Source organism: Intrasporangium sp. (assembly GCF_035280925.1).
Lineage (GTDB): Bacteria > Actinomycetota > Actinomycetes > Actinomycetales > Dermatophilaceae > Intrasporangium.
Genome location: NZ_DATEEY010000101.1, coordinates 1 through 9,341, shown reverse-complemented (window position 1 = coordinate 9,341; position 9,341 = coordinate 1). Strand labels below are relative to the sequence as shown.

General features: G+C 69.6%; 5 protein-coding genes and 1 pseudogene. 1 reads left to right on the top strand and 5 read right to left on the bottom strand.

Annotated features, from left to right (window positions below):
- Positions 1–508: pseudogene (locus VJN29_RS09770) on the top strand (hypothetical protein); the annotation flags it as partial.
- Between the two features lie 1,145 nt (positions 509–1,653).
- On the opposite strand, the gene VJN29_RS09765 reads toward VJN29_RS09770, so the two are convergent.
- The 5 genes from VJN29_RS09765 to VJN29_RS09745 all read right to left on the bottom strand — a co-directional run bounded on the left by VJN29_RS09765 (position 1,654) and on the right by VJN29_RS09745 (position 9,021).
- The gene (locus VJN29_RS09765) at positions 1,654–1,929 is read right to left on the bottom strand and encodes a GPGG-motif small membrane protein (RefSeq protein ID WP_324143434.1); all 276 of its coding nucleotides are present in this window, start codon (positions 1,927–1,929) and stop codon (positions 1,654–1,656) included.
- 1,806 nt (positions 1,930–3,735) lie between these two features.
- The gene (locus VJN29_RS09760; RefSeq protein ID WP_324143433.1) at positions 3,736–4,605 is read right to left on the bottom strand and encodes a glycosyltransferase family 2 protein; all 870 of its coding nucleotides are present in this window, start codon (positions 4,603–4,605) and stop codon (positions 3,736–3,738) included.
- A gap of 822 nt (positions 4,606–5,427) precedes the next feature.
- The gene (locus VJN29_RS09755; RefSeq protein ID WP_324143432.1) at positions 5,428–6,354 is read right to left on the bottom strand and encodes an LPXTG cell wall anchor domain-containing protein; all 927 of its coding nucleotides are present in this window, start codon (positions 6,352–6,354) and stop codon (positions 5,428–5,430) included.
- 522 nt (positions 6,355–6,876) lie between these two features.
- Positions 6,877–8,130: a cytochrome P450 gene (locus VJN29_RS09750; protein ID WP_324143431.1), complete on the bottom strand. Its 1,254-nt coding sequence runs from the start codon at positions 8,128–8,130 to the stop codon at positions 6,877–6,879.
- Positions 8,131–8,193: 63 nt separating this feature from the next.
- Entirely contained in the window at positions 8,194–9,021 is an 828-nt protein-coding gene (locus VJN29_RS09745) for a crotonase/enoyl-CoA hydratase family protein (protein WP_324143430.1), read from the bottom strand.
- Between the last annotated feature and the right edge of the window lie 320 nt (positions 9,022–9,341).

The window sequence follows — 9,341 nt, the reverse complement described above, 5'->3', positions numbered from 1 at the left end:
GCCCGGCTACGACGGCTTCGTCCTGGGCGCGCACCAGCAGGTCCACGACATCGAGGCGTTCCGGCCCGAGCACTTCGATCGCTGGTACGGCCTGTGGGTCGAAGCGGTCGACCGCGGGTGGCAGGGTCCGAACGCCGAGCGCGCCAAGGCGCACGCGGCCCGCATCGCCGCGGTGCTGGCGCGCCGGCTCGTGGGGATCGACTGGGCCCCGCCGGTGCCGACGTCGCGCATCGACGAGCCGTCCGCGCCCGACGGACCGGGTGGCGACCGACGACCCGCCGCCACGACCCGGGTCGGGCCTCCGTTGACCGTCACTGCGGGCCCGCCGACCCCGGCCCGGCCGGCGCGGGATCGATCCACGACGTCTGGGTCAGACCAGCATGCCTGTGGGGACCACGGTCGTGGTGGTCGTGGCGGGCGGACGAGGGTCGTCGTCGCTGCCCCGCAGCGACAGGCCGAACATGACCAGCATCGCCACCAGGACGCCGAGCACGAACATGAGCGCTAGGTCGATGCGATGGACCCTGCGCCAAGGCGTAGGGGCCATGTGCTGCGCCATCACAGTGTCTCCAGGCGTGCTGCGAGCTCGTGCCGTTCCAGACAGTTGTGCTGTGCCCGCTGACGGCTGCTGTCATCCGTGGTGAGTACCGCCACGCCAGTGCCACACGCAGCTCGTCGGACGTAGCCGAATCCCACAGGCTCACCCAATGCTCATCAGGGATGGGTCGGGCCTGCCGCCGCTTACACGCATCCCGGTGATGTCGAGCTGACGTGCCGACGTGCTGCGAGGCAGCCCGTTGCGTAGCGGCATGACGGTGTTGAAGCCCTTTAGGTCAGCCACGTTCGGGAACAGTGGGCCAAGACAGAACGTGTCGCCTTGAACCAGCCAGTCAGGTCGTTCGTATGCCTCAACGGTCCTGGGGGACCGGTGACGGTGCCTCAGCGGCCAGTCCAGCCACGCCACGGCGTGACGCTCGGACGGTCGGGCTGACGGGTGCTGTCCCGACCGCTGGTCCCTCGTTCGGGCTGCTCGACAGAGCGCTACAGCCCGAGTTGGGAGTTCGCTGTCATGGTTTCCCTTCGTGGTCTGTGACCAGGGGAAACGCATGCAGCTGAGCAGTGTCGGAGGGGCGAGTCGAACCATAACCCCACGCACACCCGCCCTCGGCGAGTTCAGGTGCTGAAGGCCGCTTTGTCCGCTCTTCCCGGGCGTCCGCACCCCGACAGGCGCCGAGGCGGCGACCGAGCAGGAGACACGGGTAAGGCGCTCGCGCGGGCTGGCGCTGGGCAGCGATGAACTTCCCTTGTGTCGTTCTGGGCGCCGATCCAGTGGGCGCCGCCACCTATGTGTCACTCCGTGTGGCAGAGAGCCCGGCACGCCGAGGTGCTGGGAGCACTGGCTTACAGTGCGCGACACGACACCGAGGGGCTGGTGTCATGGGCCGAGCGCCATGGATGGCATGGCGGAACGGGTCAACCGCCCGCGGCCGGGCTCGTCGGCGGGCGCAGAGCGTGCGGGGCGAGCGCCCCCGCGACACCAGCCCCGGCGCGGCCGTGCAGTGGGAAGACCGGACTTCCCGACGACGCGGACGATCCCCCGGTGGAGAGTCCGGGGGACCGTCCGTGGGCTCGTGACAGGTGCGGCCGGACGGCTCAGAGCGCCGGAGCGCTCCGGTCCGTCCAGCGCCCACGGCCCGGCACACCATCAGGACCTTCGCCGGTGGATACGAGGTGGCCGGTTCGCCCGAGCCCCGGCATCAGCGCGGCCATGGCCCCGGCCGGGGTCGTCGCGAAGAGCGAGACACCGCCCGGTCCGACGAGGAACCCGAGCACGATGAGGCCGATCCCGAGGAGGATCTGGCCCTGGAAGAGCTGAACGATTCCGGCGATGACGAGAACGACTGCGATGATCCACAGGATGAGTGCCATGCCGGTCCCCTACCCGGCGGCGCCATCCCCGAGCCGTCACTCATCGGCGCAGGAGATGCGATCGCGGGCCCGGGACACGGAAGTCGGGCCGTAGAGCGTGGCCGCGATGTCCTGCGGGGCCGTCCGCGCTCGCGACGCACTGCGACCAAGAAGCGGATGAAGAAGCAGTTCCGCGACGCTCGTCGTCGGCTCAACCTCGCGTGGCTCGCTGACGAAGGCGGGCCGGCCGCGACGGGAGGGGGCATGGGCATTGGCGTAGGCGCGCGATGGCGTGTGGGAGGGCCGCGAGCCCTCTGGGCCAAGATCGTCCTCTACACCGACGGCGACATGCACCGCGAGCTCGACGTGCGGTCAACCACCCCCGCGACGGTCCGTGACCGGGCGTGGGCGCTCGAACCCTGCGCGCCCACGTGTACGTCGAGGACCACATCCGCCGGCTCAAGGACTCCGGGCTGTTCCAGTCACCTGTGTCACTCATCAGCGACCGGATGGCTTCGCCGCAGAGCAAAGGACGAGGCAGCTCGAGGTCCCCGAAATGCGAGCCCGCAGTCGGCCCGGTCGGCCCTGACGGCTTGATGAGGCATCCCGGTGGGTGACTCCGACATGCCGTCGACCCCCCAGACCCAAGCCGCTTCCGTCCGGCGCAGGTCAGCCGGGTGTCAACATGGGAGAGAAGTTCGGGGAGTGCTTCGTCGTTGGGCGCCCTTCACCCACCCCACGGTCGCGCACGTGCGGTGCGGTCCTGGCCGGCAGGCGTGCCGCTCAACCGGCGATTCCTAACGTCGGTCCAGATCGACAACAAGGGAGCTCGAGATGGCAGACCGACCGACGCTCACGCTGGCAAGCGGCCCGGAGGCGGTCGAGGAGTTTGTTGCCAGTTTGCAGGCTGCCATTTCAGCCGTCGCCGACATCGGCGGTTCAGTCACTTGCTGTGGCGGCGGTTCCAGAACCGTCGGGGGGATCGCTGCAGGTGGCGCGCGCCTTGTGCGTAGCTGGGGACTGTGTCGGAGGGGCCATCGCTTGCCGCTGGTTCGGCAGGGTCCACTGCCGTGCGCGGTGCGGCCGGGGGTTCGGGAGGTTCCACTGCCGCGGGCGGCGCGGCGGGGGTGTTCGGGGCTGGGAGCGGGGCATCGGTGGCCGGGTGCCAGCGGCGGTCCGGGCCCTGGCACCAGCCCTGTGGGGGTTGTCCCTTGTGCCACCTTCGGTCGGCGCTGAACCACCAGGTCGAAGCTGGATCAACCATCGCCACCCCCTAGGTGCATCGGAACCCGTGGTGCCAGCACCTCGGGTCCGGGGCCCTAGCGTGCTGTGACCCGGCCGAGGCCGACAACGACGATCTGGGGGTAGCCGCGACGCTGCGAGGGAGCCAGGCCCGTGGCACATGAAGAGCAATCGCCCCAACCCTCTCGAGGGGTACGCCGCGCGTCGCAATGGGCCTACGCGAGGAGGGCGAGCAGCCAAGGGTCTGTGAATGGGCCCGGTCTGGTGGGGGCTCTGGAAACGGTGGGTACCGGGCCCTCCTCAGGCGGGTGGGAGGGCCGGCACTCACCGTCCCCGGCAAGCGGCTGGCGGTGGCCGCCTCCGTCGCGGGGAGCGGGGCCTGTATCGGGCCCGCGGGCCACGTCATCGCCCCAACCTCCTTCAGGGGCACGCCGGTTGGCGATCCGCGGGTCCACGGCGAGATCACCACGGATGAACCCGGACCGGCCTGCTCCCGCCCTGGCCACCATCGGCCGCGAGGCGCCCGGAATCCACCGATCTCGAGCCCCCACCGTCACATCCCCTCAGTCCGAAGCCCCCGATCAGCTAGCGGCGGACTCGGAACCCGCTCATGGTGCGCACTGATGTTGCGGCCTCCCGGCACATCGTCGGCGCCCAGCGCCCGACCAGGGTGCGGCCCCTGCGGCCGTACTCAGCGAGGCACCGGGCGCGCTCCGCAGCAGGCATGGGCGCCGACAGGAGCGCGCGGGCGGCCCTACCGAGGTGGCGCCAGTGCTGGGCGACAGGCCGATCGCCCCGCTCGGGTGTGTAGTAGGCGACCTTCGACGGGACGTGGTCGGATCGTCCCGGGTGCTCCCGGTGGAGGAACAGCAGCTGGTCGACTCGATGAAACCGGCCCCGCAGGGCCAGCTCCATCAGCAGCTCGCGGTCTGACCCGAACCACGGACCGAGCAGGTCCGTCGAGTCGAGCACCGAGCGCCGGATGACGCCGAAGATCGTCTGGTGGACCTTGGGGTGCGCGAAGAACTGGCGGAGGCGCTCGTGGGGCGTCCGGCCGTCGATGGTGATGGGCTGGAGTGTCTCGCCCAGCTGCTCGCCTCGGTCGTCGATCACCTCGATGTCCGTCGCGCAGAGCACCGCACCACGATCGTGGTCGAGGCGAGCGAGGCATCCGGCGAGGAACTCAGGCCGGATCAGGTCGTCGTGGGCGCTCCACTTGAACCACTCGCCCCGGGCCCGGGAGAGCACGATCTCGAAGTTCATGCGGGCACCGACGTTTCTGTCCAGCCGCGTGTAGCGCACCCGTGGATCGGCATCCGCATAGTCCTGGCAGATCTCGGGGGTGGCGTCGCTCGACGCGTTGTCCGACACGACGAGCTCGAGGTCCTGGCAGGTCTGACCGAGAATCGACTCGATGGCGGCCGCGAGATGACGCTCGCCGTTGAAGACGGGCATCCCCACGGTGACCCGGGGGGAACCGGTGGACGACACGTTCTCGTAATCGCCACACTCAGTGAGAAGGTTGCGCTTACTGTGAGCTTCTTGGGTCGTCCAACCTTCTACCCGTCCGCGTGTCCGCCGCGACTTTCGTTGACTGGTCTCGCCACACCATGACCGGAGGGGCGACGAATCAACTGCTCGAAGTCCTGTGCTACCGGCTGGCCCCGGTGCTGCGGGGCTGGGCCAACCCCCTTCCGGCACGGCGTGTCCAAGTCGACCTTCGACTACGTGCGCCAGTTCACCTGGCGCAAGGTGAGTCTGCTGGCTTCGACAAACACCCCTGCTTACGAGTAAGCGAACGTACGTTTCCCTGTGGCGCCACGGTGGGTCGATTCGACGGTCCCGTGGAGGCTCGAAGAGCACGACATGTCGACGGGGTACGACGGGTGACCTGCCCGTCGCCCAGGTCGCACTTGAGTGGCGCAACGGCGTGCAGGCGTGGGTGGCGTTCTACTGGGGCGACGGCGTTCTGCGCTGACGGTCCGACAGGCGAGGGCCCCTCGCGGCGAGCATGACGTGGGTGAAGGATGCGTCGCCCATCGTCCCGCCATGCTGTGCCCGCCTCATCAGCAGTGGCGACAGTCATGGACGCCTTCGAGTTGGTAGTCGCTCGTGCCGCGGCTCAGCGGTTCACGGCTTGTCGGATCACTCGGGTAGCCGACGTGGGTTGCTGAGGGCGAGTCGACGACGTCGGCTGCCATGCCGGGCAGAGGCCGAAAACGAAGCGGTGGCCGGGGACGAATCCCCGGCCACCGGTCATTTCGGCTCGATCAGCCGCTAGGCGAGCCGCTTCTGCCCGAGCTTCGCGCTGCCCAGCAGCGCCCCTCCACCTAGCAGCAGGGCGACTCCGGCCGCGATGAGAAGCGCCTGGCTACCACCACCAGTCTTCGGAAGCTCGCCAACGGGCGACACCGCCACGGACGTCGTCGTGCTGGACGGTGCGACGACAGTAGTGCTGGTCGCCTCGGTGCTCGACGTCGTCGGAGCCTCGGTACTCGACGTCGTGGGAGCCTCGGTACTCGACGTCGTCGGAGCCTCGGTGCTCGACGTCGTGGGAGCCTCAGTCGTCGACGTGGTCGTCGGCTTCTCCGTGGTAGACGTCGTCGTCGGGGCCTCAGTCGTCGATGTCGTCGTCGGCTTCTCCGTGGTAGACGTCGTCGAGGTCGAGGTCGTCGAGGTCGAGGTCGTCGTCGTGGGCGGCGTCTCGCAGCCTGACACCCAGAACACCTTGTGCTTCACGTCGGCGCCCTGCGAGCCGTCGTTGTTGACGGTCAGCTTCACGTGCCAGCCCTGCTGGGGGTGCGGCTCGAACCCCTGCAGCACGGTGGTCAGGTCGTAGGTCTCCGACGCGTCGAGCCCGGCCTCGGACCCCCCGCCACTGTTGTCGTCCTCACCGATGAACACATCGTCCTCGAGGAGGATCGCCGGCTTGCCCGTCGGCGGATGCACCTCGAACGTCACATGTGAGAACAGGTCCTCGCCCTCGTCGAAGCCGTACCAGTCGACCTGGAACACGCAGCCGACATGCGGCTCATTGTCGGGATGATCGTCGAAGGCGACGCCGTCGACCTTGACGGTGCCGTTGTTCCCCGCTGGGTCAGCACTCGCCTGCCCCGGGATGGTCATCACAAGGCAGGCCGCCCCCGCAAACATGCTGGCCAGGCCCGCAACGGCCCGCCGACGACGGCTGACTAGTCGACTCACGGTCTCTGCTCCCTTTTCCGGCAGCCTCGCTGCCCCGAAGTTCCGCTCCACCTAGACCCACTTGACCGGCTCGGGACGCACCCAGTGCCGCTTGCAACGCTTCCCAGGCCCCAGCTCTAGCTGCTACTTACATGCCCGCGGTCACCGGACAGTCAATTCGACCGATGCTGCGGCCGGGCGCTCGCTTACCCCCACTTGCCGACGGCAAACCACTGCTGCACGGGCTCGCGATCGTCCGACAGGCGTCACAACACGCAATCGCTCGACCATCGCTGAAAGGTACGGGGTGACCGTCGCGGAGCACACTGGTGTGGGTGAGAGCCGCCACACCTTCGCCTCGACGCTGTTGTCAGGCGGGGTGTCGGTGGCCGCGGCCGCCGAGTACCTAGGTCATACCCCAGGGGTGCTGTTGAGCACATACGCGCACCTGCTGCCGGCCGACCACGAGCGGACCCGTCGGGTGGTCGAGGCGACGTTCGCCGAGGCTCCCGTGTCACAGGTGTTTCAGGGGTCTCCGCTGGCTCAGCGCTCGAAGGTGACCCGACCAGGGAAATCGGCCGCTAGCCGCACCGGCAGGTGCTTGATGCCCCCGATGAAGTTCGACCGCAGCCGGTCGGGCTCGCCCCGCGACTCGAGGCGGGGCACGCGGGCCGCCAACTCGGCGAACAGCAGCTTGATCTCGAGCCGGGCGAGCTGCGCCCCGAGGCAGAAGTGCGGCCCACCGCCCCCGAAGGCGATGTGGGGGTTGGGGTCGCGCGTGATGTCGAACCGGAACGGCTCGTCCCACACCGACTCGTCGCGGTTGCCCGAGATGTACCAGAGGCTGATCTTCTCGCCCTCGCGGATCAGCTGGCCGCCGAGCTCGATGTCGCGGGCGCAGTTGCGCCGGAAGAACATGACCGGCGAGGCCCAGCGCAGGATCTCCTCGACCGCGGTGTCGATGTGCGCCGCCGGGTCGGACACGAGCAGCTCCCACTGGTCGGGATGCTCGAGGAAGGCGTTCATGCCGTGGGCGATGGCGTTGCGGGTCGTCTCGTTGCCCGCCACCGACAGCAGCATGAAGAAGAGGTTGAAGTCCATCTCGGTCAACGTGTCGCCGTCGACCTCGGCGTTGAGCAGCGTGGTGACGATGTCGGGCTGCGGGTCGGCCCGGCGCTTCTCGGCCAGCGCCTGGGCGTACATGAACATCTCGATCTGGGCGTTGGTGACGTGCTCGTCGCTGACCTTGTACTCGGGATCGTCGGAGCCGATCATCCGGTTCGACCAGTCGAACAACTTGAACCGGTCCTCGCTGGGGACGCCGAGCAGCTCGGCGATGACCTCGAGGGGCAGCTCGGCGGCCACGTCGACCACGAAGTCGCAGTCGCGCTTCGCGATCGCGTCCTCGACGATGCGGACCGTGAGGTCGCGGAGGTGCTCCTCGAGGGCGGCGATCATGCGCGGGGTGAAGCCGCGGTTGACCAGCTTGCGGTAGCGGGTGTGGCGCGGCGGATCCATGAACAGCATCATCTCGCCGGCCATCTCCTGGCCCTCGATGGGCGCCACCGGCCCCTCGAGCGTGACCACGCCGCCCCGCTCCTGGGCCGACGAGAACGACGCTGCGTCGCGGTTGGCGGCCACGATGTCGGCGTAGCGGGTGACGACCCAGAACCCGTCGCCGCCGGGCTCGTCGTGGTGGAAGACGGGTGCGTTGGCGCGCAGCCACGTGAACCACTCGTGGGGGATGCCCTCGGTGAACCGGTCGCGGTCCAGCAGGTCGATCTCGTCGACGTCCACGTGTGGCTCCTCTGCTCCGTCGGTCCGTACTCCACCTTGCCCGCGACGGGCCGGCGGCGCTCGCTACTTGCCGCTGAACTGGGGCGTGCGCTTCTCCATGAACGCCAGCGGCCCCTCGCGGGCGTCGTCGCTGGCGAACACCTCCATGCCGATGGTCGAGTCGATGCGCATGGCCTCGCGCTCGCTCACGCCCTCGGTGGCCCGCAGGGCCCGCAGCACCGCCTGCACCGCGACCGGCCCGTTGGCGGCGATGGCCGCCGCCACCTCGCGGGCGCGGTCGACGGCCGTGCCGTCCGGCACGACCTCGCCGATGAGGCCGATGCGCTGGGCCTCGGTGGCCGTGAGGTGGCGGCCGGTCAGCAGGATGTCGGCCGCCAGCGTGTAGGGGATCTGCCGGCGCAGCCGCACGACCGACCCGCCGAGCGGGTACAGCCCCCAGCGCACCTCGGACACGCCGAACCGGGCGCTCTCGCCGGCGATGCGGATGTCGGTGGCCTGCAGGATCTCGGTGCCGCCGGCGACGGCCGCGCCCTCGACCGCGGCGATCAGCGGCTTGTCGAGCAGGAACCCCTTCAGCAGGGGCTTGATGACGCCGTCGGCGATGTCGGCGATGGTCGTGTCGCCGTCGTCGTCGCCCGCGGCGAAGGCGTCGCCGGGGGCCAGCTCAGTCATGGCCTCGAGGTCGGCGCCCGCGCAGAACGCGCCGCCTGCGCCGGTGAGCACCACGACCCGGATGTCGGGGTCGGCGTTGGCCTCGTCCCAGGCCGCCGACATGCCCTCCATCATCTCGAGCGACAACGCGTTCCGCCGCTCGGGCCGGTTCATCGTGACGACCAGGACGTGCCCGTCGCGCTCGGTGAGCAGGTGCTCACCCGGTCCCCCCTGTGGCATGCGCGGCAGTAGAACACATTCTCGTTTTCCCCACAACCGGCCGGCGCGGCCCGCGCCCGTCAGAGCCCGGCGGCTGTCGACCAGGGGACTCGATCGGGGCGGCGTCGGGCTCGCCGGCCGGGCGGGACTGTCGTCGGCCCTCGCCGCCGGCTGGCGCCGCGTCCGTGAGCCAAGATCGAGCGGTGCCCGCGTGGACGTGTCCCGACTGCCGGCGGCGGTTCCGCCGTCGGGGCCAGTCGCACGAGTGCGCGCCGGCGATGACCCTCGACGAGTACTTCTCGACGGGCCCCGAGCGAGAGCGGCCGATCTTCGAGGCGGTC